Below are 25,652 nucleotides of genomic sequence, written 5' to 3' on the forward strand. Positions count from 1 at the left end.
TCTAAATAAAGTGGTCAATTCTAGCGCTTTAACATCGCGCGTATATCCGCCAATGCGTTGTTGCCGCGAACGGCTTTGACTTCGGTCGGGGTGTCGTCGTTGCCTTCCCAGGCCAGGTCGTCCGGTGGCAGCTCATCGAGGAAGCGGCTTGGCGCGCAGTCGATGATTTCGCCGTATTGCTTGCGCTTGGCGGCGAAGGTGAACGCCAGGGTCTGACGCGCGCGGGTAATACCCACGTAGGCCAAGCGGCGTTCTTCTTCGATGGTGTCGGCTTCGATGCTGGAACGGTGCGGGAGGATTTCCTCTTCCATGCCCATGATGAACACATAGGGGAATTCCAGGCCCTTGGAGGCGTGCAGGGTCATCATTTGCACACCTTCGGCGCCGTCCTCCTCTTCCTGCTGACGCTCCAGCATGTCGCGCAGTACCAGTTTGCCGATGGCGTCCTCGACGGTCATTTCGCCTTCTTCGTCCTTCTCGAGCGTGTTTTTCAACGCCTCGATGAGGAACCAGACATTACCCATGCGGTAGTCGGCGGCCTTGTCGCTGGAGCTGTTGGTGCGCAGCCAGTTCTCGTAGTCGATGTCCATGACCATGCTGCGCAGGGCCGAGATCGGGTCTTCGCCGGCGCATTGCTCACGGACCTTGTCCATGAAGCGCTTGAAACGCGACAGGCGATCGGTGAAACGGCTGTCCAGATGTTCACCCAGGCCGATTTCGTCGGTGGCGGCGTACATCGAGATTTTTCGTTCGGTCGCGTAGTTGCCGAGCTTCTCCAGCGTGGTCGAACCGATTTCCCGGCGTGGGACGTTGATCACTCGCAGGAAGGCGTTGTCGTCGTCCGGGTTCACGATCAGGCGGAAGTAGGCCATCAGGTCTTTCACTTCCTGACGTCCGAAAAAGCTGTTGCCGCCGGACAGGCGATACGGCACCTGATGGTGCTGCAATTTCAGTTCGATCAGCTTGGCCTGGTAGTTACCGCGGTAGAGAATCGCGAAATCGCTGTACGGTCGGTCGGTGCGCAGGTGCAGGCTGAGGATTTCCATGGCCACGCGTTCGGCTTCGGCGTCTTCGTTGCGGCAGCGGATCACGCGGATTTCGTCGCCGTGACCCATTTCACTCCACAACTGCTTTTCGAATTCGTGGGGGTTGTTCGAGATCAGCACGTTGGCGCAGCGCAGGATGCGGCTGGTGGAGCGGTAGTTCTGCTCCAGCATCACCACTTTCAAGGACGGGTAGTCTTCCTTGAGCAGCATCAGGTTTTCCGGACGCGCGCCACGCCAGGCGTAGATCGACTGGTCGTCGTCGCCCACCACGGTGAACTGGTTACGCTTGCCGATGAGCATTTTTACCAGCAGATACTGGCTGGCGTTGGTGTCCTGGTATTCATCCACCAGCAGGTAACGCACCTTGTTCTGCCACTTTTCCAGGATGTCGGCATGCTCTTCGAACAGCTTCACCGGCAGCAGGATCAGGTCGTCGAAGTCCACTGCGTTGAACGCCTTGAGCGTGCGCTGATAGTGGGTGTAGACGATGGCGGCGGTCTGTTCCTTGGGGTTGCGCGCGTTTTCCAGGGCCTGGGCGGGCAGGATCAGGTCGTTTTTCCAGGCGCCGATCATGTTCTTGATCTCGTCGACGCCGTCGTCGCCCGAGTATTCCTTCTGCATGATGTCGGTCATCAGGGCCTTGACGTCGGTCTCGTCGAAGATCGAGAAGCCCGGTTTGTAGCCCAGCCGCACGTGTTCCTTGCGGATGATGTTCAGGCCCAGGTTGTGGAAGGTGCAGACCGTCAGGCCCCGGCCTTCACCGGCGCGCAGCAGGGTGCCGACCCGTTCCTTCATCTCGCGCGCGGCCTTGTTGGTAAAGGTCATGGCGACGATGTACTGGGCGCGGATACCGCAGTTCTGGATCAGATGGGCAATTTTGCGCGTGATCACGCTGGTCTTGCCGGAGCCTGCACCGGCGAGCACCAAAAGAGGGCCGCCGACGTAGCTCACGGCTTCTTGCTGCCGGGGATTGAGTCGGGACATAGGTAAATTCAGGGGTCAGTCACGAAATGGGCCGGCATTTTAACAGGCTCAGCAATTTGTGCTGCTCTCTCCGACTTGTGACGTACAACGCGATCTCTAATTGCCGCTTTTGTTACTTTCACGCAGGATGCGCAACGGATTTGCGTCTAATGTTCGTAATTCCGGTTACAAAGGCCACGTTTGATAACTGATGTCATTGGTCATTGGTTATCGGCGCGGCATAATGCCCGTCGCCTACATCTTTGCAGAGTCTAGGGAGCTAGCTTGTCTACGCCTGTCGAACCCTTGCGTTTGCTGCTACTGGCCGAAGAGCCAGCGTGGGCAGCGTTGTTGCGCGAGTGTCTGGCTCCGATGGGGAGCTCGGCCGTGCTCATCAGCGCGCCGAGTTGGGAGTCGGTCAGCAGTCTGTTCGATGACAACCGCAGTGCGGTGTTGTTGACGATCCCGGCTCTTCAGCCGGCGCCGGGCCGTTGCTGTCTGCCGACGGTGCTGCTGCTCGAACACGAGCCGCTGACCCCGCCCGACGGTGTAAGCGACTGGTTGGTACGCGATCATCTCGATACCGGCATGCTGCGCCGTTGCCTGCGTCATGTGCGTGAGCGCGGCGTGCTGGAAACCACGCTGCAGCGCCTGGCCGAGCAAGACCCACTGACTGGCATCGCCAACCGCCAGGGCTTCCAGACGCTGCTGACGGCGCGCCTGGCAGAAAACGAGGGCCGTGGCCTGGCGCTGGGGCACCTCGATCTCGACAACTTCCGTCACGCCAACGATGCCCTCGGCCACCAGGCCGGCGATCGCCTGATTCTGCAAGTCGTGGCGCGGCTCAAAAGCCAGCTGGAGGCCGGCGATCAGCTGGCACGGCTGGGCAGCGATGAATTCGCCTTGCTGATCGATACCCGCCGCGCCCCGCAGCGCGCCGAATGGATGGCCGAACGCATCACCGAAGCCTTGGCCGAACCTTATTGGGTCGATGGTGAAAGCCTCTTGATCGGCTCCAGTCTCGGTATTGCCCACGCCCGCGCCCAGGCCGGTGCCGACCCGTTGATGTGGCACGCGCACATCGCCATGCAACAAGCCAAGAGTACGCAGGGCTGCACCTTTCACATTTTCAACGAACGCATCAACCGCAATGCCCGCAGCATCGCCGACCTGGAAACCGAGCTGCGCCGCGCGTTGCGCCGTGATGAGCTGGAACTGCATTACCAGCCACGGCTGAATCTCGAGGACGGGCAAATCGTCGGCCTCGAAGCCCTGGTTCGCTGGCGCCATGCCGAGCGTGGTTTGCTGCCACCGAGCGAGTTCGTGCCACTGGCCGAGCAAAGCGGTTTGATCGTGCCGCTCGGTTACTGGGTGATTTCCCGGGCCTTGCGCGACATGCAGGCCTTGCGCGAACGCGGTTTGCCGCCGCTGCACATGGCAATCAACCTATCGTTCCGCCAGTTCCAGGACAGCCAATTGCTCTCGACCCTGAGCCGGCTGATTGCCGAGCGTGGGGTCGAGGCGCAATGGCTGGAATTCGAACTGACTGAAACCGCGGTCATGCGCCGCAGCGATCTGGTCAAGCAGACCATGGACGCCCTCGGGCGCCTGGGCGTGCGCTTCTCCCTCGACGATTTCGGCACCGGGTTCTCATCGTTCGTGCACCTCAACAGCCTGCCGATCACCTTGTTGAAGATCGACAAGAGCTTTGTCGGCGGCATGGAGCAACGGGAAGAGAACCGCAAACTGGTCCATGCGATGATCAACCTGGCGCACAACCTCAACCTGGAAGTCGTCGCCGAAGGCGTGGAAACGCCGCAGCAACTGGACCTGTTGCGTGGGTTTGATTGCGATCAGGTGCAGGGGTATCTGATCAGCAAGCCGTTGGCGCTGGCTGAGCTGGTGGAGTATCTGACTTTCGATGGCAGCCAACAGACGCCGCTGGAAGGGATGGTTTAACCCCCCCGGATTCCTTGTGGGAGCTGGCAAGCCAGCTTCCACAGGTGGTTCATTCGGCCTGGACTGCATCGAAATGCCGCGCCGCCGGCTCGCGCTTGATCATCCGCTTCATCTTCCACTCAAACGCCAGCGTCAAACCCACCGCCGCGCACGCCAGTCCCAGCGCCAGGCCCCACCAGACGCCCGTCGGCCCCCAGTTCAAGTGGAACGCCATCCACCACGCGGCGGGCGCGCCAATCAACCAATAGCAACCCAGGCCGACCAGGAATGTGGTCTTGGCATCCTTGAGGCCACGAATGCAGCCCATGGCGATGGTTTGCGTGCCGTCGAACAGCTCGAACCACGCCGCCACTGCCAGCAGGCTTACGGCCAGGTTGATGACCTCGCGGAATGCCGGGTCGTTGTGGTCGAGAAACAGGCCGATCAACTGATTCGGCAGCAGCCAGAAAACCATCGCAAAGCACAGCATCGCCGCTGCGCCGAAGGCGATGCCGACCCGTCCGGCCAATCGCGCATCCAACAGTTGCCCGGCGCCGTAGTGCTGGCCGATGCGCATGGTGATCGCATAGGAAATCCCCGCCGGCACCATGAACGCTACCGAGACGATTTGCAGGGCAATCTGGTGCGCCGCCAATTGCGTGCTGCCCATGGTGCCCATGCACAGCGCCGCGAACGCAAACAACCCGACTTCCACGGCGTAGGTGCCGCCAATCGGCAGGCCCAGGCGCCACAGCTCCTTCAGGTACTGATGGTTGAGCCGTAGCAATCCCTGACGCAGCGGGTAAGCGTCGTAAGCCGGATGCCGACGGATGTGCCACGCCAGCGCCAGGGCCATGAGGTTGGCCACGATCGCGGTGACCAGGCCGATGCCCATCAAACCCAGTTTCGGCAGGCCGAACATGCCGGTGATCAGTGCGTAGTTGAGCAGGAAGTTGGCCACTGTTCCGCCCAGGCTGATGACCATCACCGGCGTAGCGCGGCCGATGGCGCTGGTGAAACCACGCAAGGCCATGAAAGTCAGGTAGCCAGGCAAGGCGAAGGGTAAAAACACCAGAAACTGCCCGGCGGCCTGAACGTTACTCTCGGTCTGGCCGAACAGCAGCAGGACCGGCTTGAGGTTCCACAGCAGCAACCCTGCGCCCAGCGCCATCAACCACGCCAGCCACACTCCGGCCTGGGTCAGCCGGGCTGCGCCGAAAATATCGCCCGCGCCCTGACGAATCGCCACCAGGGTGCCGACCGCGGCAATCACGCCAATGCAGAAAATCGACACGAACGAATAGCTGGCCGCACCCAGCGAACCACCGGCCAGCGCTTCGGGACTCAGGCGCGCCATCATCAAGGTGTCGGTGAGGACCATCAGCATGTGCGCCAACTGCGAGGCGATCAACGGCCCCGCCAGCCGCAGGATGGCCCAGAGTTCAATACGTGCTGGATGTTGCATGGTCATCACGCTCTGTAGGAAAAGTCGACAGGAAAGGGTCGATTCTCGGCGCTCCGCGGGGTTTGCACAAAGGGATAAAAAGGATGGGTGGCATGATTAAAACTCATGCAGGAAAGTTTCTGCTAGGGTGGTCGAATCCCGGTTCAAGAGCTTTCCCCATGTCACGACGTCTGCCTCCCTTGTATGCCCTGCGCGCATTCGAAGCGGCGGCGCGACACAGTTCGTTCACCCGTGCCGCCGAAGAGCTGTCGATCACGCAAAGTGCGGTCAGCCGGCATATTCGTACGCTCGAAGAGCATTTTGCCTGCCGCTTGTTTCACCGAAGTGGTCGCCACCTGCAGCTGACCGAATCGGCCCGCTTGTTGTTGCCGGGGATCCGCGAGGGCTTCACTGCTCTGGAGCGGGCTTGTAATACCTTGCGCGCCGAAGACGACATCCTGCGCATGAAAGCCCCGTCTACCCTGACCATGCGTTGGTTGCTGGCGCGCCTGAGTCGTTTCCGCCACCTGCAGCCGGGCAACGAGGTGCAATTGACCAGCGCCTGGATGGATGTCGATTCGGTGGACTTCAACGATGAGCCATTCGATTGCGCAGTGTTGCTGAGCAACGGACATTTCCCGCCGGACTGGGAGGCGAGTTACCTATTCCCCGAAGAATTGATCCCGGTGGGCGCGCCCAACCTGCCGAGTGATCAGCTATGGGATGCCGCGCGCCTGGCCAACACCGAGCTGCTGCACCCGACGCCGGACCGCCGCGACTGGCGCAATTGGCTGGAGCGCATGGGCCTGGCCGATCAGGTGTCACTCAAGGGCGGGCAGGTGTTCGACACGCTGGAGCTGGGCATGATCGCGGCAGCCCGAGGCTACGGCGTGTCCATGGGCGATTTGCTGATGGTGGCGGAGGATGTGGCACAGGGGCGCTTGAGCCTGCCGTGGCCGACGGCTGTTGCCAGCGGTGAGAAATACTACCTGGTCTGGCCGAAAACCCGTCCGGGCGGTGAGCGCATGCGTCGGCTCAGCGACTTTTTGCAAAGTGAAGTCCGGGCCATGGAGTTGCCGGATGTCGAGCATCTGAGCTGAAACGATAGAGCGCCCAGTGTAGCGGCCTTGAGCCATATCCCCGCTATTCGCTCAAGTATTCCCGTTCGCCGCCGAAAATCTGCTCGTGGGACCTTCGTGCAGGTTCGACGCTACTTCCTAATTATTAGACATTTTGCTGAGTGTGCGCCGTGATCACGATGATCCAGGCACTTGGCCAGGAGCTGTCATGTCTCAACCTCGTGCCCGGATAGCCTCACAGCTTGGTCTTGCGCTCGCCGTGATTCTGGCGATCGTCATCACCGGCAGTACCTTGTTCGCCCTGCGTTCGCTGGACACCGCCAACCTCGCTACCCGCGAAGAACACCTGGCCAGTGAGGCCCGGTTGCTGGCCGATCAGTTGAGTACCTTTCACGGTACGCTGCGTGAAAGCACCCAGCGCCTTGCCGGGCTGTTCGAGAAGCGTTTCAGTGGAGGGCTGAGCGTGCACCCGGATGAACCGGTGGCCGTGGCGGGCATCCAGACACCGGGCTTGCACCTGGGCAGTGAAGTGCTTAACAACAACTTCAAGGAAGTGGACGAGTTCAAGCAGATGACCGCGGGCGTGGCGACGGTGTTCGTGCGCAGCGGCGAAGACTTCATTCGCGTCAGTACAAATGTCAGCAAACAAGACGGCAACCGTGCCATTGGCACTGTTCTGGATCACGCGAATCCGGCATACGCCCGTTTGATGGCGGGGCAGAGCTACGTGGGTCGATCCTTGCTGTTTGAACGCCTCTACATGTCGCAGTACACCCCTGTGCGCGACAGCAGCGGTAAGGTCATTGCCGTGTTGTATGTAGGATTCGATTACACCGACGCGCAGAAGGCGCAGTTCGAAAACCTCAAACGCTTCCGCATCGGCCAGACCGGTTCCCTGGCGCTTTTAGATGAGCAAAACAAATGGCTTGTGCCGATCGCAGGTGTGCAGGCTCTGGACCAAGCGGTGCCGGCAATTGTCGATCTGGCGAAAACACCGGGCAAGGGCGATTTCTGGAGCGACAAGTCCGAAGAGTTTTATAGCGTGGCCGTACCGTTCGAAGGTGGGCCGTGGTCGGTGGTGGCGAGCATGCCGAAAAACGAAATCAGCGCCGTGACCTGGAGTGTCGGTATCCAGCTGGCCATTGGCAGTTTGCTGGCGATGTTGCTGGCAGTGGGTTCGGCAGTCTGGCTGTTGCGCAGCAAACTTGCCCCGCTGGGGGATCTGGTGCGCCAGGCCGAAGCCTTGGGCGCCGGTGATCTGAGCGTCCGTCTGAGCGTGTCGAGCAACGACGAAATCGGTCAACTGGCCCGCGCCTTCAACCAGATGAGCCAGGCGTTGTCGACCATGGTCGAGCACATCCGCAATGCTTCGATGGAGGTCAACCGCCGCGCTCAGGCCTTGTCCGGCTTGTCCGGTGGCGCCTACGAAGGGATGGAACAGCAGTCGGGCGAAATCACCAGCATGGCCGGGGCCGTGGAAGAATTCAGCGCGACCTCGTTGAACATTGCCGACAACATGGGCAGCACCCAGCGTCTGGCCCAGGAAAACGCCCAGCAAACGCAGATTGGTCGCACGTCGATGGACGAAGCGTCCTCGTCGCTGGAGCAAATCGCCGGTGCATTGAACAGCACCGCAACGGTGATCAATACCCTGGGTCAGCGCTCCCAGGAAATCGGTGGCATCGTCGGTGTGATTACGTCGATCGCCGATCAGACCAACCTGCTGGCGCTCAATGCCGCGATCGAAGCGGCCCGTGCCGGCGAGCAGGGTCGTGGTTTTGCCGTGGTGGCCGATGAAGTGCGCAACCTTGCCTCTCGCACCCGTGAAGCCACCGATGAAATTTCCGGGATGATCCAGAGCATCCAGCAAGAGACCGGCAACGCCATCAGCACCATGGAACAGGGCAACGTGCTGATGCAGGAAGGCTTGTCACGCAACGCCAACGTCGCCGCGGCACTGGCGCGGATCGACGAGCAAAGCCGCTCGGCCGGGCAGCAGTTCGCCGCCATCACCACCGCCACTCAGGAACAGAGCAGCACCGCGACCTTGCTCAGCAGCAACCTGCAGAGCATCGCCCTGGCTAACAGCGAGCAGCGGGAAGTGGTGTCCAACCTGGCCGTCACCGCCAGGGAACTGGAGAAGCTGGCGGCGGATTTGCGGTCCGAGGTTGACCGGTTTCGTTGAGGTGCCTTTGAAATAGTTATCGCGGGCAAGCTCGCTCCCATAGGGTACCTGCGTCGTCGAACAATCGCGTAGACGACACAAATTCTGTGCGAGCCTGCTCGCGAATGAGGTCACCTCAATTCAGCATCTTTCCCCAGTTAATCGCACTTGGCATTGCTGGAGACTTCCTTGCTTGCCTGTTTCAACAGGTTACCCAACTCAGCCGCATTGGTGCTGTTGTAAACCCGGCCACCGGTGTTCTCAGCGATGCAGCGTGACGGGCCGCCAGCACCGATTTTCACCACGTTGACCCGCAGGCGCGGTTGTTCCCTGGCGATTCGACGGGATACCGCGCAAACGTCCTGCCCGCAACCGTCTTCTCCGTCGACAAACATCACGATAACCGCATCGTTATTGCGCCCGTCGACGGTACTCGCCGCATGGGCCAGGCTGTCGGCCAGCGGTGTGCCGTCGTCGGGAACCAGACCTCGAATCCCGTTGATCAGCCGCGGACGGTCGCCGAACTTGAACACACCCCGGTCCGGTGTTCTTTCGCAGCCGGCGAAGGTGATCAGGCGTGTGTCGATCTTCGGGTCCAGCCCGTTGATCATGCCGGCCAGCGAATCCTTGGCGACGTCCATGCGGCTGGGTTTGGCGGTGAGCCGCATGGTGCGGTTCGGGTCCAGGAGCTTGTTGATGTCAGGACCGAAGAACCAGTCCTCGTCGGCTTTCACTGACTTGATGTTCAAATCCATCGAGCCCGAAGTGTCGAGCACCACCACGAACTGCGGGACCTCTGACTTCGGCGCTGTTTTGCGGCAGGCGAAGTTGTCCAGCGTCGGGGCTGGTGGCGGGGCCGCCACTTCCGGTTTTGGTGGTGGAACCGGTTTGGGTGGCGGGGTCGGCTTGGGCTCCGGTACGGGTGCGGGTGCCGGTTTGGGTGGCGGGACCGGCTTGGGTTCCGGTACCGGTACCGGTTCTGGCGTGGGTTCTGGTGCCGGAACAGGTTTCGGTTCCGGTTCCACGACAGGTGCGGGAACAGGCTCAACCGGCTTCTCAACCGGTTTCTCAACTGGCGTAACCACCGGCGCTACAGGCGGAACCACGACAACCGGCTCACGGTGCAGGAACCACCAGAGCCAGAGCGCCAGAAGCAGCAACAGCAGCGCGAGTAAGGCCGCCGCGAGCCACCAGCCCCGCCGCGACGGCGGTACGACCGGCGCCACCGGAATCACCGGCGGCACGATCGGTTTGGGCGGACGCTGGTTCCAGCGCACCACCAAAGGCTCACCGTTGAGGCTGTAGAGTTTGTCCAGCTCAGGCGTGCCGAGCAGGCTGCGCAGGTCATCCGCTTCCTTCGGTTGACCGCGTTTTTGCAGTTCATCCGCCAGCTGTCCGAGGGACGTCTGACGTACCTCATAGGTTTCCAGCAAACGTCGTTGCGCGTCCTCGTTGAGATCGGCATAAGGCGTGGGTTGGCCGCCCAGTTCGGTCCACCATTCCAGCACGTCGCCGCTGCCCATCCGCGGGATGGCAAACAGACTGGCGACGGTCGGCGGAAAGTGTTTCTGGATGAGGGCGACTTTGGCTTGCAGCGCACTCATCCCCTCCGATGTGGCTTGCGCATCCCTGATGACCCGCTGCATGACGACGATTCCTGAAAAAGTGCAGGCATCCGTCGGGATGCCCTGCGGGGGTGAAAAATTACTCTTCGTAGCCGAGGCTGAATTGCAGCTGATTGACCTTCTTCTGCAACGTTTTCAGCTCTTGCTGCTTGGCCGCCAGTGCCGCTGGCGTTGATTTGGTCGTTGGCGCCGCTTGCGTAGCCTTGAGCTGCTTCTCGAGGTCGGCAATCTGCTTCTGCACCTGGGCTTCATTGCCACGCCGGGCCTTGAGCGAGTTCAGCAGTTGCGTCAGCGACTGATTCAGCGCCGCCTGGGATTTCTGCTGGCTGGCCAGATCGGCCTTGGTGCTGAGCTGCTGGGCCTGAATGTTCTCGTACACCTGACGGAACATTGCGTTTTGCTGTCGGGACTCGCTCAAGGCCAGTTCCTTCTGCTTGACCTGATCGCTGTAACCACCGGAATAGTCGCAGTTCATCTTGGTCAGCAGGCTGCTGTCGCGATTGGTTGCATCGCATTCGCCAGGCTGGGTCGCGCAACCGCTCAGGGCCAGGACGGCAGTGATGACCATCAGTTGTCGTAGCGTCATGTGCTTAGCCCAGGGTGATTGCGGAGCGTTGGCTGTACAGAGCGTCGACTTCCTTCTGCAGGCTGACGACTTTCTGGTTCATTCTCTGAATGTTCATCTCCACTTGCCTGATCTCGGCGCTGGAGCCTTGTGAACGCTCGGCGTCTGCCACTTTGCGGTACTCGGTGACTTTGGTACGCATGTTGGCAAGGTCTTTGCGCAGGCGCGCGATGTCCGAATCGATCCCGGCGATTTGCGCCTGGGCCCTGCTCTTGTCGACTTTCTTGTTGGCGATGTCCTTTTTGATCTGGGCAATTTGCGCATGGTCATCATTGATTACTTGCTGAGCGGTCGCCGTCCGGGCGATCACGTTCTGCGTGTCTTGTTCGACGTCGCTGTTCATCTTCGCCAAGCGGGTGGAGGTGTCGGCGTATTCGGCGCGACGTTGATCCAGGTAATAGTTCGCGCCCATGGCCACGCCACACGCGGTAATACCGGCGGCGATGACGCACACGGTTTTGTTGCTGCTGTTGGACAGCGCGCAAGCGAGGATGCCGACACCGGCGCCGACGGCGCAGGCCTGGTAACCGGACTTGCTGAAGAACTCTGCGTCATTGCCCTGGGTCAGGCGCGGGTCGGCACCGTCGCCTTCGCCTTCGCCGAGCATGGAGCTGCCGGTGTTGGCGCAACCGGTCATTAGCAGGCTGCTGGCGACTACGAATGCGATCTGTAGCTTGAAGCGAGTCCAAAGGCTGCGCGACATGATGAAACTCCTACGTAACGGTGTTGACGCGTTGTTATTGAGTGGCGGTTTTGCAGCTGGTCAGCCAGGCTACAGTGTCGATTTTCTGCTTTTGCAGGAACGCTTTCTGATTGGCCCAGTGAGTGCGCAGGTAAGGTTTGAGGTCTTGCAGCTGTTTGTTGCGGGTGATGATTTCTTCCATCACCGGGACTTGCGTTTCAAGCAGTGGCTGGCCGTACAAGGTAGCCGATTCCACCAGGCTGCTGGCGTAGTAACGGCTGAGTTTGTGCAGGCGATCCTTTTGCTCGTCGAGCTTGCCTTTACGCATGTCGCAACTGGCATCTTTGTCTGCGCTTTCACAGTTGAGCTTGTAGTTCTTTTGCAGGAAGTCCACGTACTGGCCGTCGTCGAGCATCTTGGTGCACAGGAACGCACCCAGGTTGAGGCTGGCGCGGATCGCCTGGTCGCGGGTTTCTTCCTGTTGCTGGTTGCTGGCGCGCAACTGGTTCTCCAGGGTCTGGAGCTTTTCCTTGAGTACTTTGTCTTCGACGCCCGAGGCGAGGTTGTTCAGGGATTGCACGGTGCCTTTGTCGGCGGATTCGGTTTCCTTGCTGCCGGTGCCGAGTTTCTTCCAGCTGCTTTCGATGCTGGCGACTCGTTCGCGAGAGGTGAGGGTCGGGGAAACCAGCACCAGTCGCAGGCCGGTGGTCTTGTTTTTCACCTGGCCTTCGGCATTGTAATACGGTTCTTCCTTACGTAATGCAGTACGAAGGTCGGCCTGCGCGGTCAGGTAGTTTCCGCCACGGACGACGTAGCCACCGGCCTGACCGTGCTGGCGGTCGAGTTTGTTCAGGCGAAACGGCTCGAACATCATTTCGTCGACGTTACCAAGCATGTCATGCAGGCCCAGCGGGTTGGGCTTTTGCAGACCCGTCAATTGCACTTTGCCGTTGGACGATTGCGCGCCGGCGAACCACTCGTAGGCGTTGATGCCTTCTGGCATCGGGTAGTGCGTGTCGCGGAATTCAGCAGCGCCGACTTCCAGCCCGCCGCGTGCGGCGAACTCCCACTCGACTTCGGTTGGCAGGCGCAGAAAGCCTTGCGCGCCGTCTTCCTTGGGCAACTTGCCGGCGGCGTTTTTGCGCAACCACAGGTTGTACTTGTCAGCCGCTTCGATGGCTTGCACCCAGCTCACTGCCGTTTGCGGCAAGCGCATCTTGGTGGCGGCGGTGGGGCAGGTTGCTTCGGTCAGCGCGGCGTATTGCAGTTGACTCATCTCGTACTTGGCCATCAGGTAGTAACGGGATTTGTCGTTCTTGGCCCCGGTGAAACTGCCGGCGATAAAGGTCGGGCGGGTCTGTTCGACATAGCCGTATTCCGCGCCGTCCTGACCGATGTTGATTGGGTAGTCATCCAGCGGACCGGCGACCGGAATGAACACCTTGCGAAACACCATCGAACCTTCGCAGGGCATCGGCAGCACGACGTCGCTAGCCTCGGGCATCGGGTTGTAATACTTCTCTTCCCAGCCCGCCGCCGAGGCGTCGAGCAAGTAGCCGAGGCTCAGGGGTAACAGCAAGCCAAAACGTTTAGAGCTCACGCAGACTCTCCGCAGGTTGGATATTGATGGCTCGCAGGGCGCCGATCACGGCCACCAGTGCAGCGACCAAAAAGGTCAGGAGCAGGGCGGCCAAGCCATGCCAAACAGTGATGTGGCAAGCGAAGGTGCCGGTGGCTTGGCTGCTGCCGAGCAGGTAGTCGAACAAATGACTGCCCACGGCATAAAACCCCAGCCCGCCAATGTAGCCGGCCAGGCTCAGCAATAGCGCTTGCAGGACCACGAAACCGCCGACAGCCCCACGTTTGAAACCCAGCAGACGCAGAACCGCCAGGCTTTTGCGTTTACGGTCGATGTTGGCCAGGAACGCGCCGACCATCGACGCCAAGCAGCCGATCAGTGCCGCCACGGCGATCACACCGAAGATCAGCCCCAGCACATGGTTGATGGCTTTGACGTTGTCGATGTCGGCCAGTCGGCTCGACGTTTCGATGTGTTGTTCGTTGAGCCAGTGTTCCAGCGGCGCGACTTGATCGATGTCGCGCGCGTACACGCGGGCGCGGGCATACAGCGGCTGTAGATTATCCTGAGGCTTACCGGTGGTAATGCCGAACTCACTGACCTGATAACCGTCGCGAAAGCGCTCCAGATCCAGCAACAGCGGCGGGGCGACAAACCCGGCGGCGCGACCGAAGCGGGCACCGTCGAGCACGGCCAGTACCGTCAGCGTCATCTCGCCGCGTTCATTGACACCTTCCAGACGGCGCAAGGCCCGCAGCTGCACGCTGTCGCCTGCCTTGGCCTGCAAGCGTTGCGCTGCGCTGGCGCTGAGGATCACTTGATTGCCGACGGGGTTGAGTGGCGCCAGGTTCAGTTGTGGGTCGCCGGGCTCAGTGGCGATGATTTCCGCACCTTCGACAAACCGTTGCATGCCGATCAGTAAGTCAGCCTGGGTATTGAGCGAGCGGGTCTGTCCGAGGGCAAAACCGGTCTCGGGGCGCTGGCGCAAACGCTCGATCCAGGCTGTGTCGTAGTTGCCGTTGCTGAGCATCTTCACTTCAAGGTTGCGCGGGTCGCGCAGCAGTTCGTCCTGCAGCTGGCTGACCACCCCGTGTTTGAGCCCGAACAGCAACAACAACGGCGCGATCACCGCCACCAGGGAGGCGGCGATGCACAGCGAGACCTTGCGGTCGTGCCAGAGGTCTTGCAGCGCCAGTGAGCCCAGCAGGCGCAAGCGATCAGTCCATCGGTTCAAACAGAGTCTCCCCCTGATGGCTGATAGCGCCGAGTCGCGGCAAGCCGAAATCCTTCAACAAAGCCCAGTCATGAGACACAACGAGCGCACTCAGGCCCATGCTCGACACCAGGCTCAGGAGCAACTCGAACAAACGCCGGGCACCGTGAGGGTCGAGTGCGGCGGTCGGCTCGTCGGCCAATAGCAGCTGCGGTTCATGGGCAATTGCCCGAACGCAGGCAACGCGTTGGCGTTCGCCAATCGACAAGGCCTGAGGTTGTTTGTCCAGCAACCCTTGCAGGCGCAACACGTCAACGGCGTGGTCGATGTGATCGCTTTTTGCGGGCATCCCGAGCAAACGACGCGGCAGGCTGATATTGTCCCGCACGCTCAGGAACGGCAGCAAGCCGCCACTCTGCAAAATGAATCCCAAATGCCGTGAACGCACTGCTGCAAGAGCAGGCTGGTCGTCAGTGGCCAGCAGTTGGGCGATATCCTGAGCGTGGGTCGGGCCCAACCGAAAGCGCTCGAGTTCCACCGGCGCGAGCAACAGGCCGATGGCTTCGAGCAACGTGCTTTTGCCGCTGCCGCTCTCACCGGTGATGGCGAGGATTTCCCCGGCGCCGACCTGCAAGTGCGGCAGTCGCACATGATGAGCCTGTGCGCCTTCACCACGGCGCACCAGCAGGTTCTTGATATCGAGCATCGGCGTCTCTTTAAGGCATCATTTCCAGTGGCACGGGGTAGACGTTGTCCCGTGCATCGCTGTCTTTGGCTAAAGCAACCCAACGGTCGACATCGGCGTTGTAACGCTGGTAATGCCGCAGTTTGGTGTTCAGCGTGCGGATGAATTTTTCTTGTGCCAGACCATCCCAGCTCTTCCAGGTCTCTTCATCCAGATTCAGCACTTCACTCTGATAAGGCAGGTCTTCGAGGTATTCACCGAGGACGCCCATGTCCGCCAGTTTGGCATTGCTGTTCTGTTTGAGCTGATTGGGATCGGCGCCCATGGTCGCCGCCACCGAGCGCAGGCGATTGAACATGTCCGTCGGCGAAATCAGGCCTTCGTTGGCGGCATCGAGAATCTGCTTCATCACGTCGCTCAAGTCGCTGAGCTGTGACTTGGTCAGCAGCACCCGCACGTCGGTGGTCGGGATGTTCTGCTTGATCAGATCACGGTCGGTGATCCATGCCTTGAACACTGGCGGGGCTTTGCTGTTGGTCTTCTCGCCGAGATAGGCAAGTTGCATGGCGTGGCCGATCAGCGCCGCGTCTTCGAGCATCTTTTTCTCGGCCGGGTCCTGCTTGGCGTTCGCCGCACTGCCAATGGCGTCTTCTCCCATGTAGGCAGCTTTGACCTGTGTAGTAATCGCCCCGGCCAGTGCGTCGACCTTGCGACCGAATTCCTGCACATCGCCAGCGTTCACCGGGTAGTACAGCGAAGTGTTGGTGCCCGGGTAGGTCGACAGGTTCTTATATTGCGCCTCGGCCTTGGCGTGGTCCTTGGTTCCGGCCGGGGTTTTCAGGTGCAGGGTGTAAATCGCCACGCCCGGGTTGGCGGCTTCGATACGTACCTGCGCGGCGTTCAAACCGGTCTTCGACAGCTTGTCGTCGCCTTCGATGGCGCCCGCATCGGTGATCAGCACCACGTAGCGTGCGCCGAACTGGTTCCAGTCGACTTTGTCGATGCTCTCCATGACGCCGGCAAACGAGTCTTCATCGAAGCTGCTGCTCGACACGGTGGCCTGTTTGAGGTCGGCGATCCTGGCGAAAAAGTCGGCGCTGTCTTTCACCTGCGTCGGGTCGGCGTACATCTTGGTGGTGTATTCCAGCCCCGGCACCGCCTGGGTGTTGGAGCGGAAAGCCACCAGGCCGAACTTGACCTGCTTGCCGAGATTCTGAGCTTCGATCTTCTGGTAAACCTTGCGGATCGCCTCGCGGGTGCGGTCAATGTAGGGGTCCATCGAGATCGTCGAGTCGATGACAAATACCACGGCCGCGCTGAACTCCTTCAGCTGGTTGGCCTTTTTCTCTTCGGCTTCCTTGGCGCCGGCAGCGCTGTTTACAGCACCACCCTTCACGTTCTTGTCATCCGGCTTGCTGACGGAGGCGACATTGAGCAGGCGCGTGCGGAAACCGCTTTCGGTCATGACTTCTTCGCCGCTGAGTACCGGCAGCAGGTAGAACTGCTTTTGCAGGTCGACGAAGTATTCAGGTTCTTCAGCCAGTACACCCGGTGCTTGCTGGCCCTTTTTCAGCGTGGCCCGCAGCGGCGCGACTTTGCTGACCGGGTCCGGTGCATCAAGAATGCCCTCGACGGTGGCACGGTCCTTGAAAAACAGCAGTCGGTCGCGGTTGGCCGGGTTGGTGAAGGCCAGCGTCAGCTGCATCTTCCAGTCGGTGGTGCAGCTGGCAGGCAGCCAGCCAATGGTTTTGCCGTAGCTGTCGGGGCCGACTTTCAACCACTCGGCGTTATTCGCTTGGGCGCGCTCGTACACATAAAAGCGGCTGAAGACTGGTTGTGCGTCGCCTGCCGCACCGCCCGCCGTCGGGCTGACTTTGCAGCCCGGCGTGGTCAGCACGCGTTGGAACAGGGTCTTTTTACCAGCCTGGATCAGCGGTTTGTCATCGGCCTGGGACAGCGGGCTGATGCACAGCGCCAGTAATGCGGCACCGCTCAGCAGGAATCGACTCAGGGGCGAACGCATCACTTCTGCAACTCCTCGAAGCGCTGCTTGGCTTCGGCGTTGTTCGGGTCCTGGGTGAGGATGGTTTCATACCAGTAGGCGGCGGTGGCGTTGTCCGCGGCCGGGAAGCACTCGCTGGCCTTCAGGTATTTAGGGTCGTATTCGCGGGCATAGGCGTTGGCGATCAGTGCGTCACCGGCCTGGGCACGGTTGGCGTACAGTCGCTGGGCGACGCCGCAGTGCTTGCTGGCCTTGGCCTGGTTGATGATCTCCAGCAATTTGGCACTGTCGGGTGCCGCCTTGATGCAGGTCTGGACGAAGGTCAGTTCGGGCAGGCTGTTCATGCTGTCGAGGGTGCAGGCTTGAGCGTCGGCGCCGGCGGGTGCGGCGGGAGTGGCTGCAACCGCAGGGGCCGGGGTGCGTTTGTAGAACCAGAATCCGGCGCCCGCCGCCAGCAGCAACACCACAATCAACAGGCCGATCAGGCCTTTGTTGCTTTTTTTTACCGGTGCCGGAGGCGGCGCGTAGGCGGGCTCGGTGAGCACCGACTCCAACTCCAGTTCTGGCTCGGCGGTGGACAGGGTCAGTTCAGGCAGATCCGGGATCTCCAGGATCTCCCGTGCCGGTGCCGGTGCCGGTGCGCTCGGCGCCGTCAGTTCGGCACCGCCGTAAGTCGAGCGTGTCTGGCCGCCGGCCGTGGACGGCAGCAAACCAACGCCTGGGCGAACCACGCCTTTATCGGCATGACCGTGGCTCTGTTCGCGCAGTTCGATCTGGAATTGCGAATTGGCGACGCCTTCCAGTAGCGGGTCGACCACGTCCGGGCCGACCTGCGTTTCCAAAGCTTCGCCGTCGGCCGTGAGGTTGAAGCGCGAGACCTTGAACCAGAATGGATGGTTGCTCCAGGCCTTGTGGTCCTGAAGGTAAAAACCGTCCTGGTTGCGCTGAATGGAAAACTCCAACTGTTCCTCGCCACCCTGCCATTTCTTCAAAGTGAGGCGGGCCTGGCCAGGCACATTGGGCTCTAACGCGAGCAGGTCGACACGAATTGGCATTGCTTATCTCGCTGCGAAGGCTGTGAGCACTTGGCCCAGCCGTTCGTTCTGTTCAGGGGTGATTTCACGTCCGGCACCATGGCCGGCATTGTCCTGCGTGATGTAGGCCAGGCCCGAGAGCCAGTCGCCCAGGTACCGTTGCGCCTGATTCGACGGTTGCGCCGGCAGTACGGGCACTTGTCCCGGGCCAATGTCGGTGTAGAACGAAAACAAAGGCGCCTTGGCTCCGGTGCGGCTGTTCGGGCGCTCGTTCACCGGCTTCTGGAGGTAGCCGAACCAGGACACGAAATCGCGCAGCACACGTTGCACTTCCAGTACCTGGCGCTCGACCAATTGATCGCGCCGCGCGCCACTTTGTGCTCGCTTGAGGACGGCGCGGCTCAGTTGCCCCGGCAAGTCCTGGCGATAGCCGGCGGTGATCAGTTCATCGACCACCGCTTCCAGCAAGGCCTTTTCCAGCCCCAGCAGGTTGAGCAGGCTTTGCCGGGTGGTCAGTTCACGCAGGTGCGCGATCCAGGCCTTGAACGCCGCTTTGGCGAAGCGATGCTCATTGCTTTGCAGTTCGGGCGCCGGGGTGCCGGTTTTGTTGCTCGCTGGCGTGCTGTCGGGGCTCTGGTCGTCACCGAAATCGAAATCGAAACCGGCGTCGTTGCCGTAAAGGCTCTGGCTCGGTGTCGGGGTGACCGGTTCGTCGTTCACGGCCGGCTCGTCATCGGTTTCGTACACGCCACTGAGGTACAGGTCGCGCACCTCTTCACTCGGCATGTCGAGTTGATCGATCAATTCGCCAAGTACCGCCGGGCGACGGCCCAAACCGGTCAAAATCATTTGCGCCTTGGCTCTCTTGGCGGCTGCGGCGCTGTCGTCGTCAGCGTGGTACCAGGTACTCAGGCCGTGAGTGGTCAGGCCTTCGAGGCATTCGCTCAATTGCTCGCGGATGCGCTGCAATTTGAATTCGATATTGGCCACGCCTTTGAAACTGCCGCTGAAGTGGCTGATGCCACCGTCATCGTTGCGCAGCATTTCTGTCCAGGCGTTGACCGGGTTCTTGATGTGTTTGCACACCAGAGCGTTGCTGGCGAAGCTGGTGCCCAGCGCGTTGACACGTTCCTGATAAATGGCATTAAGGCCGGTTTCCGCACCGGTCGCGTCCTGCCCGATGAATGCCGCGTCCATACGTGGTTTGCGCACCAGGTAGGTGTTCTGGAACGGAGTGCCGGCCCAGTCGTTCATCCAGCTCAGGCTGCCGAAACGCTCCAGCATGGTCAGCTTGATCATGCCGTTCCAGCTCTCGTCGTACTGATCAGGCGTCAGGCTCAGGGAGTTGCTGATGCGCAGGTCGAGCATGGTCAGCGCCCAGATCAGGCCAGTATCGCGCTTGCTGCGAGCGGCCGAGTCGGCGCCCTGGGTTTTTTCGATCCAGCGGGTCAGCACCGGGCCCACGTCGTTGACGTCGCTCTGTTTGGTCGAGCCTGTGCACACCACCAGCGCGTTCATTTCCTGGTTGTCGGTGTAGCGTTCGAACAGGTAGGCGACCTTGCCGCGCAGGATCAACTGGGAAACGGAGTTGTCCTTGGCGGTGGAGTGGGGGTCGTTGGAATCGGCGATCTCGTGCAGTTTCTGGCGCCCGCGATAACCGGGGAAATCCAGCAGGTCGACCTGATTGACGATGTCATCTACCGGCGCTTCGATCAGGCGGAAGGTCATTTCGGCGGTCAGTGCCGCCAGTTGCGCGACCGCAATTGCCTGACTGTTTTGCAGGCGATCGCCAACCAGCGGTCGAACATCGATCGGCAAATCCAGCGGGCTGCCGAAGCGTTCGAGGATGTCGACGTTCATGATGCTGTCGCGCTGGCTGTAGGTGTCGTTGTCGAAACTCACCAAGGCCTTCAGCGGTGCGAACACGGTCTCTGGCAGACCCAGCTTGTGCAACGCGCCGGCCAATTGCTGGTACACGCGCGTCAACTCGCGTTGCTCACCCCAGAGAATCGAAAACAGCTCGGCGCGTTCCTGGAAATTCAGGCGTGGCGCCAGTTGCAACGCTTTGGGCCAGTACAGGTGCTCGAGCTTCTTCACCGAGTTGCGGAAGTTGTCGCGCAGATAATCCCACAGCGACACCAGATCGTCGGCGTTGACGCCCGTTTGCAGCGGCCCGGTTTCGCGGCCTTCGAACGGTTTGAGCACACGCTGGATGCGCTCTTCATCGATCTCGTAGGAAATCCGTTCAAGGTCGAAATCCTTGAACCAGGCGTTGGCGAGAATCTTCGCCAGCTCGATTTCCTTGAACAGCGTGAGTTCTACCGGGAAGTCATTGTCCTGACTTACCGTCGCCCGACGGCTGAAACGCGTTACCAGGCCTGTGGCTTCCTTGCCACCACCCACCGGGTTGATGTGTTTGATGAAGTCCAGGCGCTGGTCGCCGAACTCGGTTTCCAGCTTGCCGTTCTGACCGGCGGCGAGGGTCGAAATCAGGTAGGACTTGCCGGCCTGGGACAGGCCGAAAAAGCCAATGGTCATCGGCGTGCAGGCCACGCGACCGAGGCTTTGAGCCAGGTTGCGGGCGCGATGCAGGCGGATGTTCAGGTTGTCGGCTTCGCTGTCCAGGCGCGGTGCATTGCCGCGTGTCTGGCCAATCCAGTCCAGCGCCTGACCGGCGCCTTCATAAACAGCGGCCCAACTGGCAGAGAGCTGAGTTTGATCGGGGGTCAGGTCATTCATTTGCGTTTCACACTTCCACTGTCGAGCCAGTACTTGGTCTCGCTCAGGCCGGCGTCGAGCATGGTGTTGAGCTCCAGCTCGAGGTCGCTGCGCGGGTTGAAGTTGACGTTGTTACTGTTGGATTCGATGTCACGAACCGAGAGGCGGTCGCTGACCAGATCCTGCTTGCGGGTGTATTTGTCCGCCGGTTTGACCTCAAACCGCACCTTGAGCAGCGGCGCGTTGCCGTTTTCACCGATTGCCCGGGAAAACTTCTCCCGACCCGCCTTGGTGAACCGCAAGGTATACAACGGCGAAGCGGCCCAGCGTTCAGCGGCCAACTGGCGGAAACCCAGGCGCAGGTCGCCGCGCATTTCCAGCTGTGGCGTGTCGGCGGCGTCGCCAACGCCAATTTCCGGTAGCTTGATTTTGTAGTCTTCGGACTGGATATCGCGGTACAGCACGTCGGCATCCTTGATCACGTTGTTCAGATCGATGACGCCGATGTGCTTGACCGTCGAATACGGCTTGAGCGCCGATGCCCGGAAGTAGAAGTTCGGCACGCTGTGGTTGGCGCACAACAGGCAGAGCATGGCGCCGACCGAGGCGGTGCTTTTCGGGTCGTCGATCCGGCCGTTCTTGTGAAACGGATACCAGCCGCCGGTGCGGTAATTTTGCAGCGCCAGAATGCGCCCGGGTGGCAGCGGCAACACCTTGCGAATGAACGCCTGGATGCCGGGCAGGCGCGAAGGGCGGCCTGTCAGCAGCAAGACATCACACGGGTAATGCGCGACCACTTCACACAGCGCCCCGAGGATCTTGGTGATGTTGATCTGGTCGTTGAGGAACGCGGCGTGGAGCTTTTGCAGGTCGAAGCTGATCGGCGCGGCATACAGGTCGAAACCGCCCTGAGATCCGACATCGCGACGCACGGCGGCATTGACGTAGTCGAGCACGGTCTGGCTGATTGCGTTGTCACCGAGCAAATGGCGGTAGCTTTGCGGGACGACTTCTTGCGGGACCTGCGGATCGTAATGCTCGTACGCCTTGAGCAGCGCCAGGCCCAGCGGGGCGAACACCTGAAGGTTCAATTGCTGACGCAGGATCATGTCCTGGGCACTGACCGATTCATCGCCACACAGCCGCGACATCAGTGAGTTCGGGGCCTTCACGCCGGCGTTCTGCAAGGCTTTTTCGAAACTTGGCAGGATGAAGTCCTGAATCACATCCAGCAGGATGTCGTCGCCAGCCACTTTGAAACCATCGCGAAAACGCTGTTCGGGCACGATGTGTACGTTGCTGCCGCTGCCGGTATTGCCCGCGCGGTCGAGACGATAGTCGGTGATCACCAGGTCGGTGGTGCCACCGCCGATGTCGATGGTCGCGAGGGTGATGCGTTGGCGGTCAGCCTTGTCCGGTCGGGCGATGGTGTCAAAAAACTCTTCCGGGTGACCGGCGAAGTTCTCGTTGACCTCGGTGTACAGGTACACGAGCTGGCCGCAGGACGCTTCGTCCCATTCCACGCGGATACTCGGGATCGGGGTGCGCGGGCTGACGGCCTGATCCTGATGTGGATCTTCCTCGCCGGCGTGCCAGCCGAGGCTTTTCCACACCAGGCCGATGGCTTGCAGCATGCGTTCGTTGAGGATGCTGCGCTCGGCCTGCGGCATGCCCGGCGGCACGGTCAGGGTAATGCTGTTGAGCTGGCGCGGCACGCGGGTGTGACCCTGGCGTGAGCGCTGGGCCGGGCTGTTGATTTGCGACAGCGCCTGGGCCAGTACTTCGGCGAGCATGAAGGTCATTAGCGAGCTGCGTGAGTAACGCGGCATGAACACCGGCAGACGATCGTCTTCTTCGAGGCTGTAAAGCGCCTCGCCGGTTTCGTTGATCAGGTGCGAGAACGGCGCGGCGGTGGCGTATGGCTCATTGTCGGTCTTGATGTACGAGCAGTTGAAGCGCCAGCCGTGGCCATAGGCGTTTTCGTCCCACAGATAACGTTTTGGGCTGGACAGGCCAGTGGAGCCTTCGGTGCCGCGACGACGACTGGCCAGACGACCGGCCTCATTGCCGACACGGGCAATCGTCGCCCATTGGAACGCATCGTGACGACCGCTCTTGACCGAACAGTGGTCCTTGCCGAAATACGCCTGGGCGAATTCCACGCGGCTTTCGAACGGCAGGTTGTAGATGTGTTCGGGGGTGATCAGGTCGCGCAGTTCCAGCACGTAGTTCTGCTTCAGTCCGGAGCCGGCCTGACCGTGGTTTTCGATCAGGATGCCACAGGTGCGCGAGTTGCCGACGTCCAGCACCAGGTCCACAGGTATCGGTTTGACCAGGCCATTACTGTCGTTGGCGACCACTTTCAGCTCGGGGATTTCAACTTTCGCCCCGACCTTCGACTGCTGGGCGGCTGACGGTTTGCTTAACAGGCTGAGCAAGTTGAGGTAGTGCGCCAGGTGATGGTTGGCGCGGATATCGATGTCCAGCTCTGCGCGCGAACGGTGGGCATTGCCCTCATTGAACACTTCCAGCAACCACTCGTTGACCCACGGCTGCGCCAGAAACCAGCGGGTTTCGCTAGCCTTGGTCGCCAGTTTGAAAGACACGCCGGAGCTGATGTCTTCTTCGTTTGGCGCCAGATAGGCAGTGCCGTCACGCTTTGGCATCACACGGCTGTCGAACGCCATCGTCAGGCGGTGGGTGTTGCCGTCGATGTCGGGAGTCGCCAGTTTCACCAGGCGCATGCGCGACCAGTTGCTCGGACCTTCGTCGAAGCGATGCGGCGGCATGAAGCGGAAAAACGGGATCGGCAGCCAGATACCGTCGAGCAAATCGAGGCTGCTTTTCATGTCGACGCTGAACGCAGGTTTGGCTTTTTCGACCTTTTCCGGTTCGGGTTCGTAGAAAAAGAAGTCTTTCTCTTCGTTGTACGCCAGGCGGCAGATCAGCCCGCTGATCATCGGTGCGAACTCACCCGCCGGTTCCTTGCGGGGATCCAGGCGCAGGGCGAAATCCATGAACTGGATGCCGGTGTCGCTGACCAGCGTGACGGTGTCTTCGAATTGAGTGACTTCAGGCAACATGTCGGGTTATTCCGTTTTATTCGGCCACTTGCCGCATGGACATGGGGAATTGTTCTTTTCCGTAACCGCCGGTGCAGTCCGCGATCGTGGTCGCCCCTTTGCTGCAGTTGACCTTGGGCATCTCGTAAGTGCTGCCATCGGCGCAAACGGCTTGGCCCTGGCTGTCGATGGCCAGGCTGCCACCCTTCATAGTAGCGCTCACCGGCCCGCTGCATTTCGAGCCGTCGGCCTGGTGCACGGTGACTTGGCCCTTACCGTCCTTGAGCTGGTATTCCAGACGCAGCGGTTTGCCGGTTCGGCGGTCCTGAATCCCGGCGCCTGCGCTGTACTGACCATCGAGAAACCTGGCGGCACCGTCGGCGGCGTCTGGCGGGATGCTCAGGGGAGGACCGGGTTTTGCGGCGGCGGATTTTTCTGCTTCGGGCGATGTGACATCCGGCGGCGCGGTTTTGTTTTCGGGTGGCGCAGTTTTGTTTTCAGCTGCCGGGTCAATGGCCGGATCTTTGGTCAAGTCGGCGGGTGCCATGTCAGCCTCGTTACCCTCGACGGCCGGCGTTTCCACACCATGCGTTCCGGTCACGGCGGTGCCGGTTTCAGTGGTTGAGCCTATAACGGTGCCTGTCACCGGAACGCTGTTGAGTGTCGTGACATTGCCGGTCAGTGGCGGCTCTTCCAGTTGTTTTTCCACCGGTACAACGCCCTTAGGCAGCAAATCTACCGCCACCAACGGAATCGGGACGCACCCTCGCAGGCCGAGCAACAGCCACAAAAGCAGCAGCAGGAGCGGCAGCAGTAACAGCCACCACCAACGACGCCACCACGGACGAGCAACCACCGGCACAATGGGTGCAATAACAGGCGCTTCGGCCACGGGTGGCAGCGTGAACGCGGGCGGGACCTGATAGAGGCAGTGCAGGGGATCGCCATTGCCGGTACCGGCATGCTCGAAGCCCCAGAAGGTCAGCACCGGTTTGCCTTGCACCAGGTAGACGAAGTTTTCGTCGGGGAAATGAATCACGCGCTTGAGTAGCTTGCCGAACACGGCTTTGTCGCCTTGCTGCTGTTCGGCGGAGTCAGTACCCAGGAAACGCTGGCTCAATTCTTCGAGCGCGGTTTTCAGCGCTTCAAGCTGGCGGCGGGCAGGGGCACGTTCTTCTTCGGTCGCGCTGCTCCACGGAATCACATCGCCGTCGAGGGCGCTGTACCAATCGATCTGGTTGCCCAGTTCATCGCTTTGAGGGATGGCCAGATGATCGACCAAATCAGGGTTCTTGCGGCGAATGGCTTCGCGCAATTGCAGGGCTGCCCGGTAGACCGGTTGACCTGTTTCGCCGAGTGCAGTGAATGACCCGCTCTTACCGCTGCGTAATAGTGCCCCGCGCATTCAAACTCCATACGATCCGTTGCGCAAAAATGACAGACAAATATGTCTGTACTTGCTCCTGCAATTAGCGGGCGACCTTAGTGTCATTATGATATCGCCGTCAATCTGCCGGAGGTTTAAACCTCATGAGACTAACGCAAGCGTGCGGAGGTTGCATAAGGTCAATTTTAATTGGCTTGGGAAGGTTCGGGCGTAAGCTTTTTTAAGCTTATTGAATCGTTTCATCAGGGCTAAAAGAAGCGCTATAAAAAAGGCACGACGCCAAGAGTGGCTTTCTCCCTATCCCCGCTCAACGGTCGTGACGGCCTGGGCGGACTCGAAGGCTTGGGGTTGGAGCCAGGAACGAGTTTTTCTTATAACCGCCTGTTTTGGTCCCGATTATTAGAGT

The 25,652-nt window shown here is 60.6% G+C and carries 16 protein-coding genes; 3 read left to right on the plus strand and 13 right to left on the minus strand.

All coding sequences use genetic code 11. From position 1 onward, the window contains the following. Nucleotides 1-20 precede the first annotated feature (20 nt). Nucleotides 21-2,030: a DNA helicase Rep gene (rep, locus tag FFS64_RS22215; protein WP_095194407.1), complete on the minus strand. Its 2,010-nt coding sequence runs from the start codon at nucleotides 2,028-2,030 to the stop codon at nucleotides 21-23. 264 nt (nucleotides 2,031-2,294) lie between these two features. On the opposite strand from rep, the gene FFS64_RS22220 reads away from it, so the two are divergent. Then, the gene (locus FFS64_RS22220; protein ID WP_137807188.1) at nucleotides 2,295-3,968 is read left to right on the plus strand and encodes a bifunctional diguanylate cyclase/phosphodiesterase; all 1,674 of its coding nucleotides are present in this window, start codon (nucleotides 2,295-2,297) and stop codon (nucleotides 3,966-3,968) included. A gap of 49 nt (nucleotides 3,969-4,017) precedes the next feature. On the opposite strand, the gene FFS64_RS22225 is transcribed toward FFS64_RS22220, so the two are convergent. Then, nucleotides 4,018-5,412, minus strand: a complete 1,395-nt coding sequence (locus FFS64_RS22225) for a NorM family multidrug efflux MATE transporter (protein ID WP_137807189.1) — start codon at nucleotides 5,410-5,412, stop codon at nucleotides 4,018-4,020. 158 nt (nucleotides 5,413-5,570) lie between these two features. On the opposite strand from FFS64_RS22225, the gene FFS64_RS22230 reads away from it, so the two are divergent. Both FFS64_RS22230 and FFS64_RS22240 read left to right on the plus strand, forming a co-directional pair. Continuing rightward, nucleotides 5,571-6,491 (plus strand): LysR substrate-binding domain-containing protein, encoded by a 921-nt coding sequence (locus FFS64_RS22230; RefSeq protein WP_137807190.1) that lies wholly within the window; start codon nucleotides 5,571-5,573, stop codon nucleotides 6,489-6,491. A gap of 187 nt (nucleotides 6,492-6,678) precedes the next feature. Then, entirely contained in the window at nucleotides 6,679-8,655 is a 1,977-nt protein-coding gene (locus FFS64_RS22240; protein WP_137807191.1) for a methyl-accepting chemotaxis protein, read from the plus strand. A gap of 137 nt (nucleotides 8,656-8,792) precedes the next feature. Here FFS64_RS22240 and FFS64_RS22245 read toward each other — a convergent pair whose 3' ends face one another. Genes FFS64_RS22245 through FFS64_RS22295 form a run of 11 tightly spaced genes read right to left on the minus strand, consistent with a single transcriptional unit; the run spans nucleotide 8,793 to nucleotide 25,264 of the window. After that, nucleotides 8,793-10,280: a VWA domain-containing protein gene (locus FFS64_RS22245; protein ID WP_137807192.1), complete on the minus strand. Its 1,488-nt coding sequence runs from the start codon at nucleotides 10,278-10,280 to the stop codon at nucleotides 8,793-8,795. A gap of 58 nt (nucleotides 10,281-10,338) precedes the next feature. Next, nucleotides 10,339-10,845, minus strand: a complete 507-nt coding sequence (locus tag FFS64_RS22250; RefSeq protein WP_137807193.1) for a hypothetical protein — start codon at nucleotides 10,843-10,845, stop codon at nucleotides 10,339-10,341. A gap of 4 nt (nucleotides 10,846-10,849) precedes the next feature. After that, complete coding sequence (locus FFS64_RS22255) at nucleotides 10,850-11,587, minus strand: hypothetical protein (RefSeq protein WP_137807194.1); 738 nt, start codon at nucleotides 11,585-11,587, stop codon at nucleotides 10,850-10,852. A 34-nt stretch (nucleotides 11,588-11,621) separates the two neighbouring features. Next, the gene (locus tag FFS64_RS22260; RefSeq protein WP_137807195.1) at nucleotides 11,622-13,166 is read right to left on the minus strand and encodes an SUMF1/EgtB/PvdO family nonheme iron enzyme; all 1,545 of its coding nucleotides are present in this window, start codon (nucleotides 13,164-13,166) and stop codon (nucleotides 11,622-11,624) included. Next, nucleotides 13,156-14,379 carry an ABC transporter permease gene (locus FFS64_RS22265; protein ID WP_137807196.1) on the minus strand — a complete coding sequence of 408 codons (1,224 nt, stop codon included), beginning with the start codon at nucleotides 14,377-14,379 and terminating at the stop codon, nucleotides 13,156-13,158. Before FFS64_RS22265 ends, FFS64_RS22260 begins: the two co-directional genes overlap by 11 nt. Next, the gene (locus FFS64_RS22270; protein WP_137807197.1) at nucleotides 14,363-15,064 is read right to left on the minus strand and encodes an ABC transporter ATP-binding protein; all 702 of its coding nucleotides are present in this window, start codon (nucleotides 15,062-15,064) and stop codon (nucleotides 14,363-14,365) included. Before FFS64_RS22270 ends, FFS64_RS22265 begins: the two co-directional genes overlap by 17 nt. 10 nt (nucleotides 15,065-15,074) lie before the next feature. After that, nucleotides 15,075-17,066: a vWA domain-containing protein gene (locus FFS64_RS22275; protein WP_137807198.1), complete on the minus strand. Its 1,992-nt coding sequence runs from the start codon at nucleotides 17,064-17,066 to the stop codon at nucleotides 15,075-15,077. After that, entirely contained in the window at nucleotides 17,066-18,100 is a 1,035-nt protein-coding gene (locus FFS64_RS22280; RefSeq protein ID WP_137807199.1) for a hypothetical protein, read from the minus strand. The genes FFS64_RS22275 and FFS64_RS22280 overlap by 1 nt, the downstream gene beginning before the upstream one ends. Before the next feature lie 3 nt (nucleotides 18,101-18,103). Beyond that, on the minus strand, nucleotides 18,104-20,818 hold the full coding sequence (locus FFS64_RS22285; RefSeq protein WP_137807200.1) for a putative virulence factor: 2,715 nt from the start codon (nucleotides 20,816-20,818) through the stop codon (nucleotides 18,104-18,106). Continuing rightward, nucleotides 20,815-23,880, minus strand: coding sequence for a virulence factor SrfB (locus FFS64_RS22290; RefSeq protein WP_137807201.1), 3,066 nt, complete (start codon nucleotides 23,878-23,880; stop codon nucleotides 20,815-20,817). Before FFS64_RS22290 ends, FFS64_RS22285 begins: the two co-directional genes overlap by 4 nt. A gap of 16 nt (nucleotides 23,881-23,896) precedes the next feature. Continuing rightward, nucleotides 23,897-25,264 (minus strand): SrfA family protein, encoded by a 1,368-nt coding sequence (locus tag FFS64_RS22295; protein ID WP_137807202.1) that lies wholly within the window; start codon nucleotides 25,262-25,264, stop codon nucleotides 23,897-23,899. Nucleotides 25,265-25,652: the final 388 nt, after the last annotated feature.

The sequence above is a fragment of the Pseudomonas sp. G(2018) genome, from assembly GCF_005502415.1.
In the GTDB taxonomy this organism is placed as follows: Bacteria; Pseudomonadota; Gammaproteobacteria; order Pseudomonadales; family Pseudomonadaceae; genus Aquipseudomonas.